Origin of the sequence: Streptomyces cyaneochromogenes (assembly GCF_003963535.1) — a bacterium.
Lineage (GTDB): Bacteria > Actinomycetota > Actinomycetes > Streptomycetales > Streptomycetaceae > Streptomyces > Streptomyces shaanxiensis.
Map to the genome: position 1 here is coordinate 6446832 of NZ_CP034539.1, position 18396 is coordinate 6465227.

Here is an 18396-nt window from a genome sequence, read left to right on the forward strand (position 1 = left end):
GGCCTCCTGTGCGCTGACAGGAAGCCATCCTAGCTTAGATTTCGTCTAAAGTTGAGTGCTTCACAAAACAGGACGGCTCGTACACGCAGCGTGAGCCTCAGGGCTGGCTGTAGCCGTCCAGGAACCGCCCGATCCGCCCCACCGCGTCCCGCAGATCCGTGACCGTCGGCAGGGTCACCACCCGGAAGTGATCCGACTCCGGCCAGTTGAAGCCCGAGCCCTGGACGACCATGATCTTCTCGCGTCGCAGCAGGTCCAGGACCATCTGCCGGTCGTCCTTGATCTTGAACACCTTGGGGTCGAGGCGCGGGAAGAGATACAGCGCACCCTTCGGCCGTACGCATGTCACGCCGGGGATCTGGGTCAGCAGCTCGTAGGCGACATCCATCTGCTCCTTCAGCCGCCCCCCGGGCAGCACCAGGTCGTTGATGGACTGCCGCCCGCTCAGCGCGGCCACGACCCCGTGCTGACCGGGCATGTTCGCGCACAGCCGCATGTTCGCGAGGATGGTGAGGCCCTCGATGTAGGAGTCGGCGTGCGCGCGCGGTCCGGAGATGGACATCCAGCCCACGCGGTATCCGGCGACCCGGTACGCCTTCGACATGCCGTTGAAGGTGAGGGTGAGCAGATCGGGGGCGACGGCGGCGGTGGGCGTGTGCGTGGCGCCGTCGTAGAGGATCTTGTCGTAGATCTCGTCGGAGCAGACGAGGAGGTTGTGCCGGCGGGCGATGTCCGTCAGTCCCCGCAGCATCGCCTCGTCGTACACGGCCCCCGTCGGGTTGTTGGGGTTGATGACGACGATGGCCTTGGTGCGGTCGGTGACCTTGCGCTCGATGTCGGCGAGGTCGGGCATCCAGTCGGCCTGTTCGTCGCACCGGTAGTGGACGGCGGTGCCGCCGGACAGGGACACGGCGGCGGTCCACAGCGGATAGTCGGGGGCCGGGACGAGCACCTCGTCGCCGTCGTCGAGCAGGCCCTGCATGGCCATGACGATCAGCTCGGAGACGCCGTTGCCGATGAAGACGTGCTCGACGTCGGTCTCGATGCCCAGGGTCTGGTTGTGCATGACCACGGCCCGGCGTGCGGCCAGCAGGCCCTTCGCGTCGCCGTACCCGTGGGCCGACGACACGTTGCGGAGGACGTCCTCCAGGATCTCGGGCGGGCACTCGAAGCCGAACGCGGCCGGGTTGCCGGTGTTCAGCTTGAGGATCCGATGCCCCGCCGACTCGAGCCGCATCGCCTCCTCGAGCACCGGGCCCCGGATCTCGTAACAGACGTTGGCGAGCTTGGTCGACTGGATCACCTGCATGTCAAGGAGCTTACGGCGCGGTAACGCACCTTGGTCCGTGTTTTCCGACACGTGAGACGCGGGGGTTTGGCCTGTTATCGCCGGTAGCTGTCCCGTGGGCGCTCCCGTCCCTACAATGCGCGGTCATGTCCAGGCCGTCTGACCACGAGAACGGAACGTACGGGGCGAATGCCGCGAACGGTACGCCCGGTGCGTACGACACCCCTGGCGGGATCCGGCCGGCCGATGAGCCCGAGGCGCCGAACGTGTACCACCCGCAGGCCGAGCCGACCCCCGAGTACGAGGCGTACGTCGACCCGGCGGCCGCCCACGGGTGGCAGAACGCATACGACGAGACGGCCGAGCTGCCTCGGGTGGTCGGCGGGGTGGACGGTGTCCACGAGGACCGCGGTGCCGGCGGCGCATCCGGTTTCGGCGGTGGCTACGACTACGTCTACGAGGACGGCTACGACTACGCCGACGACTACGACGCGGAACGCGGCGGCCGCCGCAGTCACCGAGGCCGGCACCAGCCCGCCGTCCGGCCCGGCGCCTGGCGCTCGCGGCGCGTCGCGGTGGCCGCCGGCGTCGCGGGGGCACTGTCCCTCGGGGCGCTGATAGCCGGGTTCTCCCTGTCCGGGTCCTCCTCGGAGGGTGGCGCGAAGAACAAGGGCGACCGGACGAGCACGACGTCCGGCGACTCGGTGCTGCCGGGTGGGCCCTCCGCGGGCGCGTCGGCCGGCACTCTCCGCTCCGAAGGCGCCGAACGGCCGCGACCCGCCTCTCCGAGCGCCTCTGCGAGCCCGTCCGACTCTGACGACAAGACCGACAAGCCCTCGACCGCCCCGTCGACCACCAGCGCGGCCCCCACCCCGACCGCCACCACGCCGGCGCCGGTCGAGACCGACGATCACCCGGGGCGGGGACAGGGCAACACCAAGAAGCCCGGTTGAAGGCAGGGCGGGTCGGGATAGCGCTCAGCCCCTGACGATCAGGGTGCGTGAGCCCCGGGTGTTCCGACTGTGGTGATCTCATGCCCTCGCGTGAACGTCCTGCGCCGCCTGCCCGGCATGCCCGGCTCCCCGTGATAGGGAAACCCCTACGGCCCGAACTCGCCGGTAATCAAGTCCTTGTCCGCACCCCCCTCCTGCGTGAGAATGCGCATGACAAAAATGCGGGTGACCGGAGATTCTTCGGTCACCCTCCTCGTATGAGGGGACCCCCACATGAGAAAACCGCTCGGCGCCGCCCTCCTCGCCCTGGCGATAGCCGGGGCCGGCGCCGCACCCGCGGTCGCGGCTCCCGTGGACTCGGCCGCTTCCTTCGGCAAGAGCGTGGACACGGGCTCGGTCACGTCGGTGGTCAACGACACCGTCGCCTCCACCGCGGACACCCTCGGCCAGGTCCTGAACCGGAACCCAAAGGTCCAGGCCGTCAGCTTCGCGGGCACCGTCTCACTCAGCAACTGTTCCGGCTCCGTGGTCCGTTTCCCGGACTCGGAGGCCAACGACCCGGCGCTGGTGATGACCAACGGCCACTGTCTGGAGACCGGCATGCCGGGCCCCGGCGAGGTCGTGGTCGACCGGGCCTCCAGCCGTACCTTCGGTCTGCTCAACGCCTCGGGCAGCCGGGTCGGCACGCTGCGGGCCAGCAAGATCGCCTACGGGACGATGACCGACACGGACGTCGCCTTCTACCAACTCACCACCACGTACGCGCAGATCAAGAGCTCGTACAGCATCAACCCGCTCACCGTGGCCGACACCCACCCGGTCAAGGGCACGGCCATCACCGTCGCCTCCGGTTACTGGAAGCGGCTGTACAACTGCAACATCGACGGGTTCGCCTACCAGCTCAAGGAAGGCGACTGGACCTTCAAGGACTCGGTCCGCTACACCTCCGCCTGCAACACCATCGGCGGCACCTCCGGCTCCCCCGTCATCGACCAGGCCACCAACCAGGTCGTCGCCGTCAACAACACCGGCAACGAGTCCGGCGAGCGCTGCACGGTCAACAACCCGTGCGAGGTCGACGAGAGCGGCAACGTCACCGTCCGCCAGGGCATCAACTACGCCCAGCAGATCTACCAGATCCACGCCTGCTTCGGCGTCGACAACAAGCTCGACCTGAGCGCGAGCGGGTGCGTGCTGCCCAAGCCGTGACAGCGGCACAGGGCTTGCTTGCTCCGGGGCGGGTGGTCCCGGGACACCGCGGCAGTTCAGCGCGGTGTCCTGCGGACCGCCCGCCCCGCCAGTTCGTCCGTCCTGCGTCCGTCCTCGATCACGAAACGGCCGTCGACGAGAACGTACGGAATGCCCGTCGGCAGCCTCCGCGGTTCCTCGAACGTCGAACCCGCCGCCACCGTCCGCGGGTCGAACAGCACCAGGTCCGCCCGGTATCCCTCGCGGACCAGCCCCCGGTCCGGCAGTCGCAGCCGTGCCGCCGGGCGCGAGGTCAGATGGGCCACGCACTCCTCCAGGGACAGCACCCCCAACTCCCGTACGTAGTGGCCGAGGTAGTGCGGGAACGTGCCGTACGCCCGCGGATGCGGCTTCGTGCCCTGCAGGATGCCGTCCGAACCGCCGGTGTGGACGCGGTGCCGCATGATCGTCCGTACGTTCTCCTCGTGGCCGACGTGCTGGAGGATCGTCGAGCCCAGCCGGTCGTCGAGGAGGAGGCGGCGAGCGGTGACCCAGGGGGCCTCGCCCCGGGCGTCGGCCGACTGCTGGACCGTCCGGCCGACGAAGTCCCCGAGCGCCGCCTGGCTCACTCCCGAGATCTCGATCGTGTCCCACTCGATGGGCACGCCGTGGCAGCCGTCGGCGCCGATGACCTCCATGTGGTGCCGGATGCGCTCGGCCGTGTCGTCGTCCGAGAGCCGGGCCAGGATCGCCTCGGGGCCGCCCTCGCTCGCCCAACTCGGCAGCATGGCGACGAGGGTCGTGCAGCCGGGGGTGTACGGGTAGGTGTCGAGGGTGATGTCGGCCCCTTCGGCGAGGGCCTTGTCCAGCAGTGACAGCAGTTCCGGCGCCCGGCCCTTGTTCACGCCGAAGTTCATGGTGGCGTGGGCCAGGTGGAGGGAGCAGTCCGCCTCCCTGGTCAGGGCCACCATCTCCTCGTACGCCTCCAGGGCCCCGGCCCCGTAGGAGCGGTGGTGCGGGCAGTAGTAGCCGCCGTACGACGCCACCACCCGGCACAGCTCCGTCAGTTCGGCGTCCTCGGCGTACATGCCGGGCGTGTACGTCAGCCCGGACGACAGGCCGACCGCGCCCTGCTCCAGGCCCTCCGCGACCAACTGCCGCATCCGGTCGAGCTCGTCCGGCGTCGCCTCCCGGTCCTCCCAGCCGACGGCGAGCGCGCGGACCGTGCCCTGCGGGATCAGGTAGGCCGCGTTCACGGCGATGCCCCGGCCCTCGAAACCGGAGTCGAGCCGGTCCAGGTACTCGCCGACCGTGCGCCAGTCGAGGTCGATGTCGTCGCCGGAGCCGTTCCAGCCGGTGATCGCGCGGCGGACCTCGGCGAGGGTGCGGTCGTCGACGGGGGCGTACGACAGGCCGTCCTGGCCGATGACCTCCAGCGTCACGCCCTGCGCGGCCTTGGCGCTGTGGTCGGGGTCGCGCAGCAGCGCGAGGTCGCTGTGGGCGTGCATGTCGATGAAGCCGGGGGAGAGGGCGAGGCCCTCGGCGTCCAGCTCGCGGCGCGCCTTGGGGCGTTGGCAGCCTGCCGCCGACGCCTCCTGGACGATCGACACGATCCTGCCGCCGTCCACGACGACATCGGCGCGGTAGGAGGGGCCGCCTCCGCCGTCCACGACCTCCGCGTCCCGAATGACCAGGTCCTCCATGGATGTACCTCCTAGAAGAACGTGCGGATGTAGTCGACGACCGTCCCGTCCGCCTCCGTGACCGGGATGAGCTGCCACTTGTCGAACGACGTGCACGGGTGGGAGAGCCCCATGCCGAGCCAGTCCCCGACCTCCAGATCCGCCTCCTCGGTCGTGCGCAGCCACGCGTGCTGGTCGGACAGGCCGGTCACGGAGATGCCGGTGGCCGGGCGCTCGGTGCCGTCGCGGCGGACGACCTGGGCGAACGGCAGGTCGAGGTCGTACGCCGCGTCCCGCTTGCCCGCGTTGACGAAGGCCTGGTCGGGGGAGGGGCGGGAGACGACCTGGGCCCACAGGCGGAAGGCGGGTTCGAGGGCGCCCTCCTCAGGGACCCGGTTGAAGGGGGTCAGCTTGCGGTAGTGGCCGTCGTCGTGCGAGACGTACGCGCCCGAGCGCAGCAACTTCAGTACGGGGACGGACAGTCCGGGGATCTCGGCGAAGACGTCGGCCACCGCGTCGAACCACGCGCTGCCGCCCGCGCTGACGACGATCTCGTCGAGCCCGGCGAATCGTCCCGCCTTGTCGAACTCGGCGGCCAGGGCGACGAGTCGGCGCAGCCACGCGTGCACCCGCTCGGAGTCCGCCCGCGGGACCTCGCCCTCGTAGCCCGCGACGCCGACCAGCCGCAGCGTCGGCACGCCGGCCACCGCGTCCGCGACGGCTGCGCACTCCGCCTCCGTACGGACCCCGGTACGGGCGCCCTCACCGGCCGCCAGTTCGACGACGACGTCCAGCGGACGGGTGGCCCCTGCCCCGCTCAGCGCCTCGTCCATCTGCCGCACCCCGCGCACGGAGTCGACGTAGCAGACGAGACGGAAGTCCGGGTCGGCGGCCAGCTCGCCGGCGATCCAGCGCAGGGCCGCCGCGTCCACCAGCTCGTTCGCGAGGAAGATCCGCCGGGTGCCGTACGCCCGCGCGACCCGCACCTGGTGCGGCACCGCGAGCGTGATGCCCCAGGCGCCGTGCTCGATCTGCCGCTGGAACAGCTGGGGGGCCATGGAGGTCTTGCCGTGCGGGGCGAAGGCGAGGCCGTGGCGGGCCGCGTAGGTCTCCATGAGGTCGAGGTTGTGCTCCAGACGCTCGGCGGAGAGCGCGAGGACGGGAGTGGCGAAACCGCCGGTGAAGAGGTTCCGGCGCTGGGCGGCGAGCTCCGCGACGGTCAGGCCGTCGGCGTCCGGGGGGAGGCCCTTGAAGCGGTGGTCGACGCGTTCCTCGGCCAGGCGGGCGAGCGCCTCGTTGCTCATGGAACCTCCCTGATCTGGTGCGTTGCAATACCTGCAACACTCATTGCGTATATCGCTTACGGCTGTCTAACATCTCGGCCAACCGCGGGTCAACGGAGCCACCGATCCACCCGCACAAGTCCTGGAGCTACGACGATCGTGACCATCAGCGGACCCTGCAATGCCCCCGACGTCGTGGACGTCGTCGCGCTCGGCGAGTCCATGGTCACGTTCCTGCCCTCGTGCCCGGGGCGCCTCGCCGACGTCCCCTCGTTCGAGCGGGCGATCGGGGGCGCGGAGTCCAACGTGGCGTGCGGGCTCGCCGCCGCGGGGCATGCGGTGCGGTGGGTCGGCCGGGTGGGGGCGGACGGATTCGGCGATCACCTGGTGGAGGCGATCGGCGGCTACGGCGTCGATGTCTCGGCCGTGGGGAGGGACGCCGCGCGTCCGACCGGCGTGTACTTCCGCACGGCGGGGGACCGGGCCACGGATGCGCATGAGGTGGCGTACTACCGGGCGGGGTCGGCGGCGTCGGCGATGTCCGTGGACAACGTGGACCTGAAGGCGGTGCGTTCGGGGCGGGTGCTGCATCTGACGGGGATCACGGCGGCGCTCTCGGACAGCTGTCTGGGGCTGATGCGGGAACTGGCCGCACCGCGGCCGGACGGTCCGCTCGTCTCCTTCGACATCAACCACCGGGCCGGGTTGTGGCGGGACACCGACGGCCCGGAGGTGCTGCTGGAGCTGGCGCGCACCTGCGACCTGGTCTTCGTGGGCGCCGATGAGGCCGAGGCGGCCTGGGGTGTCACCGGAGGGCCGGAGGCGATCCGTGCGCTGTTGCCGGAGCCGAGGGCGCTGGTCGTGAAGGAAGGAGGCCGTGGGGCGACCGTGTTCGGCCCGGCCACGACGCCGGCCACCTTCGTCCCGGCCCCCGACGTGGACGTGGTCGCGGCGGTCGGCGCGGGCGACGCCTTCGCCGCCGGCTTCCTCTCCGCCACCCTGCGCGCACTGCCCTTCCGCGACCGCCTCCGCCACGGCCACCTCTGGGCCGCCGCCGCCCTGACCGTCCCCGGCGACCTCGCCGCACCCCCTTCCCGCGACCACGCCGACCGCCTGGTCGCCCTGGACACCGCCGCGTGGGAGAAACTTCGACTCGGCCCCGGCTGGACGCAAGCCGCTGAGCGGGCCGACGAGGAGGTACGTACGCCATGAGCCAGACCGTCGACCGCGCGCTGAGCATCCTGCCGCTGCTCGCCGAGGGCCCCGCCGACCTCGGCCAGGTCGCCGACCGGCTGGGGGTCCACAAGTCCACCGCCCTGCGCCTGCTGCGCACCCTGCACGAGCACGGCCTCGTCTACCGCCAGTCCGACCAGCGCTACCGCCTCGGCGCCCGCCTCATCGCCCTCGCCCAGGAGGCGATGGAGAACCTCGACATCCGCGAGATCGCCCACCCCCACCTCGTACGGCTGAACGAGCACTGCGGTCACACCGTGCACCTCGCCGTGTACGAGGAGGACGAGGTGCTCTACATCGACAAGGTCGAGAGCCGCTACCCGGTGCGGATGTACTCGCGGATCGGCAAGCCGGTCGCCATCACGGTCGCGGCCGTGGCGAAGCTGCTGCTCGCCGACCTGTCCGAGCAGGAGCGCCGGGCCCTCGCCGAGAAGCTCGACTACCCCATGTACACGGCCCGTTCGACGCCGAATCCGGATGCCTTCCTCAGGGAACTGGCCAAGGTGCGCGAACAGGGCTGGGCCACCGACCTCGGTGGTCACGAGGAGTCCATCAACTGCGTCGCCGCGCCGATCCGCGGTGCCGACGGCCGGGTCGTCGCCGCGATGTCGGTCTCCGCGCCGAACGTCGTCGTCACCGCCGACGAACTCCTCACCCTGCTCCCGCTGGTGCGCCGTACCGCGGACGACATCAGCGGCGAGTACTCCGGCAGGAACCCGGCGAAGAACCCCGTATGACCGAGGACGGCAAGGAATCCGTATGACCGAGAAGATCGCACTCACCCCGAAGACCCACACCACCCCGCCCGCGAAGTTCTCGCACGGCGTGAAGAAGGGGAACATCCTCCAGGTCGCCGGCCAGGTCGGATTCCTTCCCGCGGTCGAGGGGCAGCCCCCGACGCCCGCCGGCCCCACCCTGCGCGAGCAGACCCTCCAGACCCTCGCCAACGTCAAGGCGATCCTGGAGGAGGGCGGCGCCTCCTGGGACGACGCGATGATGATCCGCGTCTATCTGACGGACGTCGCCCACTTCGCCGAGATGAACGAGATCTACAACACCTACTTCGAGGAGCAGGGGCTGACCCGGCCGCCCGCCGCGCGCACGACCGTGTACGTCGGTCTGCCGGCGGGGCTGCTCATCGAGATCGACGCACTGGCCGTACTCGGCTGACGCCTCCTCAACTCCCGCACGCCGTAAACGGCATGGTGTCCGTAACCCCTGGGACGCCATGCCGTGATCCCCCCTGCCCGAAAGCAAGATGTACTTACCCAGAGGACCCCCGAATGTCCCCGTCCCTCCCGCTCGCCGCATCCGCCCCCGCCGAGACCCCACCCCACACCGGCGGCCTGCTCCTCCTGATCGACGGAACGGCCGGCCTCCTGACCGTCGCCGCCCTCGGTATCGCCCTCCTGCTCTTCCTGATCATCAAGGTCCGCCTGCAGCCCTTCGTGGCCCTCCTCGCGGTCTCCATAGCCGTCGGCCTGATGGCCGGCCTGTCGGTCACCGAACTCTTCGGCACCGTCCAGCGAAGCGACGCCGTGTCGACCATCGAGTCCGGCATGGGCGGCATCCTCGGCCATGTCGCGGTCATCATCGGCCTGGGCACGATGCTCGGCGCGATCCTCGAAGTGAGCGGCGGCGCGGAGGTGTTGGCCTCCCGCCTCCTGAACCTCTTCGGTGAGAAGAGAGCCCCCCTCGCCATGGGCCTGACCGGCCTGATCTTCGGTATCCCGGTCTTCTTCGACGTCGGCATCTTCGTCCTCGCGCCGATCGTGTACGCGGCGGCCAAGCGCTCGGGGAGGTCCATCCTCCTCTACTGTCTGCCGCTGCTCGCGGGCCTGTCGATGACGCACGCCTTCCTGCCCCCGCACCCGGGCCCGGTGGCGGCCGCCGGCCTCCTGCACGTCGACCTCGGCTGGGTCATCCTCATGGGCATCGTCTGCGGCATCCCCGCGGTGCTGGCCGCGTGGGTGTTCTCGGCCTGGATCGGCAAGCGCATCTTCGTCCCCGTACCGCAGGACATGGTCGAGGCGGCGGACGAGGCGAAGCAGGCTGTGGTCGACGAGCAGCGGGCCGCCGGGGTCGAGCCCCAGGAGACGCCGGTTCCGCTCGGCACGGTTCTCGCGATCATCGGCACGCCGTTGGCGCTGATCCTGGCCGCGACGTTCTCCTCGATCGCCCTGGACCCCTCCACCACCCGCTCGGTGATCGAGTTCTTCGGCAACCCGTTCGTGGCCCTGACGATCGCCCTGCTCCTGGCCTACTACCTGCTGGGCATCCGCCGGGGCTGGTCCCGCAAGTCCCTGGAGACGGTGTCGACGTCGTCCCTCAAGCCGGTCGGCAACATCCTCCTCGTCGTCGGCGCGGGCGGGGTCTTCGGCGCCGTCCTCAAGGGCAGCGGCGTCGCCCAGGCCCTCTCCGACACCTTCAACGACGTCGGCCTCCCGGTGATCGTCCTGGCGTACCTGATCTCGGTGGTCCTCCGGGTCGCCCAGGGTTCGGCCACGGTCGCCATCGTCACCACGGCCGGTATCGTCGCCCCCCTCCTCACCGAGGGCGACCACTCCCAGGCCTTCATCGCCCTGGTCATCATGGCCATCTCGGCCGGCTCCATCTTCGCCTCGCACGTCAACGACGGGGGCTTCTGGATCGTGGCGAAGTACTTCGGTATCAGTGAGCGGGACACGTTGAAGACGTGGACGGTGCTGGAGAGTGTGCTGTCGGTGGCCGGGTTCGTGGTCGCGGCGGTGTTGAGCCTGTTCGTCTGAATGATCTGAATCATCGTGTAACGATGCGGGGGCTGGTTGCGCGGGACACAGGGTCGTCGACCATACTGCTCCGCTGTGGAGCAGCGCATAGGTTCAGGCAGCCAGCCCCTGGAAGGCGCCGGGTTCGACCCGGCCTTCATCCCCGGGCTCACCTCGCCCGCGTCCGCCAAGTCGGGGGGTGCGCAGGGCAAGGAGGAGGACGTGGCCGACGAGGCCACCGCCGAGGAAGCCCCTTCCGAGGAGACGGAATCCGAGCGGCCGGAGTCCGCGGACACCGACGCCGACGAGACGGACCTCGAAGCCGACGGCGAGCCCGCGGCGGAGGACGACGAGGAGGCGGACGAAGCGGACGAGGCCGAAGAGGAGGCCCCCGTCGACGGGCCCGTCTTCGAGGCCGCCGACCGCCGGGCCCGAATCGTCGCCGACCACAAGGGCGTACGGCTCGCCCTGGACGACCAGGAGTGCGAGTTCCGCTGGGACGAGATCGGCGCCGTCGAGACCGAGGCCCCGCGCTTCGGGAAGCGGTTCACCGTCACGGTGCACACCCCTGACCGCCGCTGGTACCCGATCGAGATCGAGGCGGCGGCCAGGAGCCGCTTCAAGGAGTGGGACGAGCAACTGGACGCGGTCCTCGACGCCTACTTCGAAGACGCGGATGCCGAGGAGGCCGACGCGGTGGAAGCCGACGCCGAGGACGCGAGCGCCAAGTAGTCAGCCGGCTAGCTGCAGTACTGGGCTTCCTTCCCGATGGACCGGTACATACAGTCCGCGTTCTCCAGCAACTGCAGCACCGCATCCCTGTTCCGGGACGTCTCCCGCTCGATCACCTCGTCGGGCGGGTAGAACCCACCCCCGGAGCTGGACGACGGGTACATCTCGAAGGTGTACCCGAAGATCTTCTGACTGCCCCACAGCCAGTCGTCGATCGACCCGTCGGTGATGTACAGGTCACTGGACTGCTCCGCCGTATAGCCGTTGCTGGCGGCCATCTTCTGCCCGACCGTCGCGAACGCGTTCCGGTCGTCCGCGGTCATCCCGGTCGTCGTGTCGGAGTACGTGTACCCGAACGGCCACAGCACCAGCTCGCTGTACGTGTGGAAGTCGACCCCGGCCTTGATCTGCTGAACCCCGCCGACGACCCGGCTGCGCACGAAGTTGGCGACGACCTTGACCTCCGGCGCCGACTCGGCGGACGTGCCCCGGTATGTGTCGGAGGACGGCGACCCGGACGAACCACCACAGCAGCCCCACCGGTAGTTCCAGTTCCGGTTCATGTCCGTCCCGACGTACGACGAACCGGAGTTGGGCTGCCGGTTCTTGCGCCACGACCGGTACGAACCGGTGGCGATGTCGTACTCGCCGCCGTCCGGGTTGAGGTCCGGCACGATCCAGATCTCGCGGTTGTTCACCATGCTGGTGACCCGGGAGTCGGTGCCGTAGTCGGAGGTCAGCTCGCGCAGCAGATAGAGCGCCATCTCGACGGTGAGGTGCTCACGGGCGTGCTGGTGGTGGGTGAAGAGGACCTCCGGCTCCGACTCGTCGGTCCCCACGTTGTCGCTGATCTTGATCGCGACGATGTTCCGGCCCTGGTACGACGTGCCGATCACACGCTGGCTCGCGATCGAGGAGTTGGCCGAGACGAGCGAGTTGATCTCGCTCGTCATCTCCGCGTAGTTGTGATAGCGCGAGTCGCCCGACGGGAAGTCGTAGAGGCGGACGTCGTCCTCACTGGCGGACCGGTCCGGGACCGCGCCGAGCGGGATGACGTCGTAGCCGAGCGACTTCAGCTTCTTGATCTGGTCCGCGCGGCCGGAGACGACCACGCCGTGGCCGTGGGTCTCGTCCACGGTCACGCCCGTGCGCTGAAGTGCCGTGCGGTCCTTGGCGGTCGAGTGCATGTGGACCTCGTACTGCCGGACGTCATCGGCCGAAGCGGCCGCCTTGGCGTCGCTGTCGGCGTTCGCGGTCACGGTCGCGGAGAGGGGCGCCGCGAGGGCGAGGGCGAGGAGTGCGGCGAGCGTGGCGGTCCGTCTGCCGCTACGGGCGCCTGAGCCGCGGATGCGGAGTCGCATGAATTCTCCTTGTGGGAGTGGGGGGTGGGGTTCAGTGCGACGTACGTGGTGCGGGTGTGGCGCTCATCGTGGGCCGGTGGCATGTGCAGGTCAAGAGTGACTCGCTGATCGATGGCGAGAACCCCTCGAAAATCAGCCGCGCAGTGTACGCGCGCGCCCTCCGTACGGAGTGGTCCCGGACGAAGTCCACCCGCGGGTGTGATCCGGACGTGCGGGCCGGCGCGAGGGCGGGGAAGGGTGAGGAACCGCGCAAGGGGGGAGCGGTGGGAGCGGCGGGAGTGGTGGGGAACGCCGCACCCTCCGACTCCCCCGGCTCCTCCACTCCCGGCTCCTTCGGACGACCCCCCCCGGACGGCGACACCTTCGGATGCGGATGCGGACGACACCCCAGAGGAACGGCTGATCATGGGCGGATCAGCGCCACGACGGGATCACCGGCTGCCGGTCGAGACGACCAGCTTCGTCGACCGGCGAGGCGAACTCGCCGCGGGCCGCGAGCTGCTGGCCCGGAACCGGCTGGTCACGCTGACCGGGCCCGGCGGAGTCGGCAAGACCCGCCTCGCCGCACGCATCGCGGCCGCCGTACGGCGCACCTTCCCGGACGGCGTGCGGTGCGTGCACCTCTCCGGCCTCGACGACCCGCAGCTCGTCCCGCTCGCCGCCGCCGACGCCCTCGACCTGCACGACCACTCCGCGCGGCCCCCGCTGCAGGCGCTGGTGGAGCGGGTACGGGACCGCCGGCTGCTTTTGCTGATCGACAACTGCGAACACCTGCTGCCGGCCTGCGCCGAACTCGCCGCGGCCCTGCTGCACGGCACGACCGGCGTACGGATCCTCGCCACCAGCCGCCACCGGCTGGGCCTCACCGAGGAACACCTCCTGGACGTACGGCCCCTGCCGGTACCCGACCCCGACGCTGACCTCTCCGCCCCCGAGGGCTACCCGGCCCTCGCCCTCTTCGCCGACCGGGCCGCCGCGGTGGTCCCCGGCTTCCGCCTGACCGCCGCGAACCGGACGGCCGTCGCCCGCCTCTGCCGCCGCCTCGACGGCCTCCCCCTCGCCATCGAACTCGCCGCCGTACGCATGCGCGTCCTCGACGTCGATCAACTCCTCGACCGCCTCGACGACCGCTACCGCCTCCTCACCGGCGGCAGCCCCGCCGCCCTGCCCCGCCACCAGACCCTGCGGGCGGCGGTCGACTGGAGCCACGAACTGTGCACCGGGCGGGAGCGGTTGGTGTGGGCGCGGCTGTCGGTGCTGGCGGGGAGCTTCGACCTGGAGACGGCGGAGGCGGTGTGTGCGGGCGGGGCTACCCGTCCGCCCGCCCCCGGCGCCTCCGAGTCCGGCCTCTTGGCCGACCGGGTCGGGCGGTGGGAGGGCGAGGCAGGGGCCGAAGGGGCGGAGCCCCTGGAGGACGGGACGGGTAGGGGCGGCGGGGGCGACGAACTCCCGGCGGCCACCACCACCCGCCTCCACCCCCACGAAGTCCTCCACCCCCACGACATCCTCGACGCCATCGCCGGCCTCGTCGACAAGTCCGTCCTGTCCCGCGAGTCCGGCCCCGACGGCACCCGCTACCGCCTCCTCGACACCCTCCGCCACTACGGCCTGGACCGCCTGCGCCGACTCCCCGGCGAGGAACCCGCCGCCCGCCGCCGCCAGCGCGACTGGATGCTGCACCGCGCCGCCGCCTGCGAGAGCGCCTGGTTCGGCCCGGGCCAGCGCGCGATCGTCGCCCGGCTCCGCGCCGACCAGGACAACCTCCGTACCGCCCTCGACTTCAGCCTCACCACCCCCGGCGAACGCCTCCCCGGACTGCGCCTCGCCGGCACCCTCTGGTTCTACTGGCACGCCTGCGGCGCCCCTCGTGAGGGCCGCCACTGGCTCGACCGCGCCCTCGCCGCCAACCCGGAGCCGACCCCGGAACGCGCCCGCGGCCTGTGGATCGCGGGCCTCCTCGCCGCCGCCACCCACGACCTCACCGCCGGCCTCGCCCTCGCCCGCGACGCCCACGCCCTCGCCCGCGACCTGGACGACGAGGCCGAGGCCGCCCACGCCGCGTACGCCATCGGCGTCATCACCCTGTTCCTGGGCGACCTCCCGACCGCGCTCGAGCACTTCGAGACCAGCGTCGCCCGCGGCCCCGTCCCCGGCCAGCACCTCAGCCTGTACGGCCTCGACCAGGTCGAACTCGCCTGCGCCCTGGGCTTCCTGGGCGAGGCCGACCGCGCGGTCGAGGTCTGCGAGCGGGCCCGGCGGATGTGCGAAGGGCACGGGGAGGAGTGGGTGCACTCGTACGTGCTGCGGATGCTCGCCCTCGCCCACACCGTGCAGCGCGACTGGCGCCGGGCCGAACACCACGCCCGCCAGGCCCTGCGCCTCAAACTCGCCGTCCACGACGTCCTCGGCATCGCCCTCACCCTCGACCTCCTGGCCCACGTCGCCACGGAGACGCGCGCCCACGAACGCGCCGCCGTCCTGCTCGGCGCCGCCGACCGCACCTGGTGCGGCATCGACCGCGACCGCTGGGGATCGGCGGCCCTCAACGCGACCCGCAGCGACAGCGAGAGCCGGACCCGCGAGGCCCTGAACGGCCCCGCCTTCCAACGGGCCTACGAACACGGCACCCGACTCGGCCTCACGGAGACCGTCGCCTACGCGGTCACCGACGACCGACGGCCCAAGACCACCCCGAACGTGACGAGCGCGGGGGGCACGGCGGACACGGCCGACCCGACAGGCGCCCCCCGCACCAACGGCAGACCCGGATCCCCGCACCTCACGACCGGCCTCCACCTCACCCGCCGCGAGGCCGAGGTCGCCGAACTCGTCGCCCAGGGCCTCGCCAACCAGCAGATCGCCGACCGCCTGGTCATCGCCCGCCGCACCGCCGAGGGCCACGTCGAACGCATCCTCGGCAAGCTCGGCTTCAGCAACCGCAGCCAGATCGCGGCCTGGGTGGCGGCCCAGCGCTGAGCCCCACGACCGGCCCACCACGACCGGCACACCACGACTGACACACCACGACCGGCACACCCGACACCCGGCTCCCAAGGAGGTCCCACCCCATGACCCCCCGAACCGCACCGGCTCATTCCCCCTTCGACCACCGAATGGCGGTCTTCGCCACCGACGACGAGTTCCTCGCCGCCGTCCTCCCCTTCCTCGCCGAAGGCCTCTCCGCCCCCGGCGAACCCCCGCCCGTGGCCATCGCCGCCCCCGCCCGCCTGGACCTCCTGCGCGACGCCCTCGGTGGCGACGCGAAGGAGGTCGGACTCGTCCCGCACACCGAGTGGTACACCGGCTCCGCCGCCAACGCGATCGCCCAGGGCGCCGGTTACCTCGCCGCGAACGCCGGCCCAGGCGGCCGTATCCATCTCCTCATGGAGCCCCTCTGGGGCGGCCGAGCGGGCCGCTCGCCGCGTGAGACGGCCGAGTGGATCCGCTACGAGGCCCTCGCCAACCTCCTCTTCGCCCCGCTCGCGACAACGGTCCTGTGCGCCTACGACGCCCGCGTCGCGGGCACCGCCATCGTCGCCGCGGCCCGCCGAGCCCACCCCGACACCGGCGTGTACGAGGACCCGGTCCGCCTCGCCGCGGAACTCGACGCCGTACCGCTGCCACCGGCTCCCGCCGACGCCGAGCGGCTCCCCGGCCCGATGCCCACCGGCGACGCCGTACGCGACTGGGCGGCCGCGCGCGGACTGCCCGTCGCGGACGCGGAGCTGTTCGCCACGGCCGTCACCGAGGCCGCCGACGCCGTCGGCCCGCTCGACGGGGCCCTGCTGTGGTCCCAGCCCCCGGCGTGCGTCGCCGAACTGCGCGCCGCGCACCGGGTCGACGACCCCCTCGCGGGCTTCATCCCGCCGCCGAGCGCGGAACTGGAACCCGGGCAGGGGCTGTGGTTCGCACGGCAGGTGTGCGCGTACGTCGATGTGCGTGACGAGGGGGAAGGGGCGAGCGTACGGCTGCAGTACGGGTAGCTCGGGCCGGTGCGGGTATGCGGCGGTGCAGGTATGGAATCGGGTATTCCTCCCCGTGCGCCCATACCCCCGTACACGCCACTGTGGACCCATGCTGCACCTCTCCGGGTATCCCCAACCGCCCATGAGGGCCGGCCATCTGAGCCTCGAGTACGACCCCCGTCCCTCCGCGGTCCGTGAGGCCCGTGCGGAGGTCCGCCGGCAGTTGGAGGGATGGGGGCTCGCGGACCTGGACGACGTGGCGGACGTGGCCGAGCTGCTGGTGAGCGAACTGGCCACCAACGCCCTGCTGCACTCGGCGAGCCGCTTCCGGCTCACCCTGTTCGCCGCGCACGGGATCCTGCGCTGCGAGGTCCGGGACGCGGGCCGGCGCGTCCCCACCGTGCTGGAGGCGGGCTCCTCCGAGAGCGGTCGCGGAATGTTCCTGGTGGACGCGCTCGCCCGGCGCTGGGGCTGCCAGCAGGACGGGACGGGCAAGACGGTGTGGTTCGAGCTCGGCACGTGCGGGTCCGACGACTGCTGCCGCTGACCGCCCCGACGCCCGCCAAACCCCCGTGAGCACATCGGGTGGAGATCGCGCACGCCCTCTTGTCCGCTCGGCGCCTTTGCGCTTTCTTGACGCTCATGGCGGACACCACGGGAAACACAGCGGCATCACCGGTGGGCGAGGCGAACTCCCGTCCCCGTAAGTCCAGTTGGCGTTACATCGGCCCCGGCATCGTCGTCGCCGCGACCGGTGTCGGGGCCGGCGATCTGGTCGCCACCCTCATCGCGGGCAGCAACTTCGGCTACACGCTGCTCTGGGCGGCGGTCGTCGGCTGTCTGGTGAAGATCTCCCTCGCCGAGGCGGCGGGGCGCTGGCATCTGTCGACCGGGCGCACCCTCTTCGACGGCTGGGCGAGCCTCGGCCGCTGGACCACGTACTTCTTCGGCGTCTACGCCGTGATCTGGGGCTTCGTCTACGGCGCGGCCGCGATGTCGTCGAGCGCGCTGCCGCTGCAGGCGCTGTTCCCGGACGTGATGGACCTTCAGTGGTGGGCCATCGCGTGCGGTCTGGTCGGGCTGGTCTTCGTCTGGTTCAACAAGTACGCCGTGTTCGAGAAGGTCATGACGGTCCTCGTGGGCGTCATGTTCGTGGTGACCGTCTACCTGGCGATCCGCGTCACGCCCAACCTCCCCGACGCCTTCGCCGGTCTGCTGCCCGTCCTGCCCGACGAGAAGGACTCCATCCTCAACACCCTTGGCCTGATCGGCGGCGTCGGCGGCACCATCACCCTTGCCGCGTACGGCTACTGGGTCAACGCCAAGGGCTGGACGAACACCGGCTGGATGAAGGTCATGCGGCTCGACAACCGCGTCGCCTACGCCACCACCGGCATCTTCGTGATCGCGATGCTCTTCGTCGGTGCGGAGCTGCTGCACTCGGCGAACGTGGCCATCGCGAGCGGCGACAAGGGGCTGCTGCAGCTGAGCGACATCCTGGAGGCGGAGTACGGGGCCGCGACGGCCAAGTTCTTCCTGATCGGCTTCTTCGCCACCTCGTACACCTCCCTGATCGGCGTCTGGCACGGGGTGAGCCTGATGTTCGCCGACTTCGTCGCCCGCTTCCGGGGTCAGGGCGAGCAGAAGGGCGAGGAGGTCGCCTCCGGCACGCGCGAACGCTCCTGGGCATTCCGCGCGTACCTGCTGTGGCTGACCTTCCCGCCCATCGTCCTGCTCTTCCAGGGCGAGCCCTTCCGCCTGATCATCATCTACGGCGTCCTGGGCGCGGCCTTCCTCCCCTTCCTCGCCGGAACCCTGCTCCGGCTCCTCAACTCCTCGCGCACGCCGAGGGAGTGGCGCAACGGCCCGGTCAGCAACGCGATGCTCGTGATCGCGGGCCTGCTGTTCCTGGTGCTGTGCGTGAAGCAGGTCTGGGACCAGCCCTGGTCGGAGTTCTTCTAGCG

The 18396-nt window shown here is 70.9% G+C and carries 15 protein-coding genes; 11 read left to right on the top strand and 4 right to left on the bottom strand.

What is annotated here, in order from left to right:
- Window positions 1–97: 97 nt before the first annotated feature.
- Window positions 98–1309, bottom strand: a complete 1212-nt coding sequence (locus tag EJ357_RS29450; RefSeq protein WP_126394592.1) for a pyridoxal phosphate-dependent aminotransferase — start codon at window positions 1307–1309, stop codon at window positions 98–100.
- A gap of 125 nt (window positions 1310–1434) precedes the next feature.
- On the opposite strand from EJ357_RS29450, the gene EJ357_RS29455 reads away from it, so the two are divergent.
- On the top strand, window positions 1435–2241 hold the full coding sequence (locus EJ357_RS29455; protein ID WP_126394594.1) for a hypothetical protein: 807 nt from the start codon (window positions 1435–1437) through the stop codon (window positions 2239–2241).
- 273 nt (window positions 2242–2514) lie between these two features.
- Window positions 2515–3450 carry a S1 family peptidase gene (locus tag EJ357_RS29460; RefSeq protein WP_126394595.1) on the top strand — a complete coding sequence of 312 codons (936 nt, stop codon included), beginning with the start codon at window positions 2515–2517 and terminating at the stop codon, window positions 3448–3450.
- 56 nt (window positions 3451–3506) lie between these two features.
- Here the strand turns inward: EJ357_RS29460 and EJ357_RS29465 are convergent, their stop codons facing one another.
- On the bottom strand, window positions 3507–5132 hold the full coding sequence (locus EJ357_RS29465; protein ID WP_126394596.1) for an N-acyl-D-amino-acid deacylase family protein: 1626 nt from the start codon (window positions 5130–5132) through the stop codon (window positions 3507–3509).
- 11 nt (window positions 5133–5143) lie between these two features.
- A complete protein-coding gene (locus tag EJ357_RS29470; protein ID WP_126394597.1) occupies window positions 5144–6415 on the bottom strand; it encodes an amino acid deaminase in 1272 nt (423 codons plus the stop codon).
- 138 nt (window positions 6416–6553) lie between these two features.
- Here EJ357_RS29470 and EJ357_RS29475 point away from each other — a divergent pair, with 138 nt between their 5' ends.
- The 5 genes from EJ357_RS29475 (at window position 6554) to EJ357_RS29495 (ending at window position 11106) form a co-directional block, all read left to right on the top strand.
- On the top strand, window positions 6554–7606 hold the full coding sequence (locus EJ357_RS29475) for a sugar kinase (RefSeq protein ID WP_126394599.1): 1053 nt from the start codon (window positions 6554–6556) through the stop codon (window positions 7604–7606).
- On the top strand, window positions 7603–8364 hold the full coding sequence (locus EJ357_RS29480; protein WP_126394600.1) for an IclR family transcriptional regulator: 762 nt from the start codon (window positions 7603–7605) through the stop codon (window positions 8362–8364). Before EJ357_RS29475 ends, EJ357_RS29480 begins: the two co-directional genes overlap by 4 nt.
- A gap of 22 nt (window positions 8365–8386) precedes the next feature.
- Window positions 8387–8797 carry a RidA family protein gene (locus EJ357_RS29485; protein WP_126394602.1) on the top strand — a complete coding sequence of 137 codons (411 nt, stop codon included), beginning with the start codon at window positions 8387–8389 and terminating at the stop codon, window positions 8795–8797.
- Between the two features lie 113 nt (window positions 8798–8910).
- Window positions 8911–10395, top strand: coding sequence for a GntP family permease (locus tag EJ357_RS29490; RefSeq protein WP_126394604.1), 1485 nt, complete (start codon window positions 8911–8913; stop codon window positions 10393–10395).
- A gap of 75 nt (window positions 10396–10470) precedes the next feature.
- Window positions 10471–11106 carry a hypothetical protein gene (locus EJ357_RS29495; RefSeq protein ID WP_126394606.1) on the top strand — a complete coding sequence of 212 codons (636 nt, stop codon included), beginning with the start codon at window positions 10471–10473 and terminating at the stop codon, window positions 11104–11106.
- 8 nt (window positions 11107–11114) lie between these two features.
- On the opposite strand, the gene EJ357_RS29500 is transcribed toward EJ357_RS29495, so the two are convergent.
- A complete protein-coding gene (locus tag EJ357_RS29500) occupies window positions 11115–12467 on the bottom strand; it encodes a M14 family metallopeptidase (RefSeq protein WP_126394608.1) in 1353 nt (450 codons plus the stop codon).
- Between the two features lie 405 nt (window positions 12468–12872).
- On the opposite strand from EJ357_RS29500, the gene EJ357_RS29505 reads away from it, so the two are divergent.
- The 4 genes from EJ357_RS29505 (at window position 12873) to EJ357_RS29520 (ending at window position 18394) form a co-directional block, all read left to right on the top strand.
- A complete protein-coding gene (locus EJ357_RS29505) occupies window positions 12873–15443 on the top strand; it encodes an ATP-binding protein (protein ID WP_126394610.1) in 2571 nt (856 codons plus the stop codon).
- A 92-nt stretch (window positions 15444–15535) separates the two neighbouring features.
- Window positions 15536–16450: an MEDS domain-containing protein gene (locus tag EJ357_RS29510; protein WP_126394612.1), complete on the top strand. Its 915-nt coding sequence runs from the start codon at window positions 15536–15538 to the stop codon at window positions 16448–16450.
- 91 nt (window positions 16451–16541) lie between these two features.
- Complete coding sequence (locus tag EJ357_RS29515) at window positions 16542–16979, top strand: ATP-binding protein (RefSeq protein WP_228472645.1); 438 nt, start codon at window positions 16542–16544, stop codon at window positions 16977–16979.
- A 95-nt stretch (window positions 16980–17074) separates the two neighbouring features.
- Window positions 17075–18394, top strand: coding sequence for an Nramp family divalent metal transporter (locus tag EJ357_RS29520; RefSeq protein ID WP_126394614.1), 1320 nt, complete (start codon window positions 17075–17077; stop codon window positions 18392–18394).
- Window positions 18395–18396 lie beyond the last annotated feature (2 nt).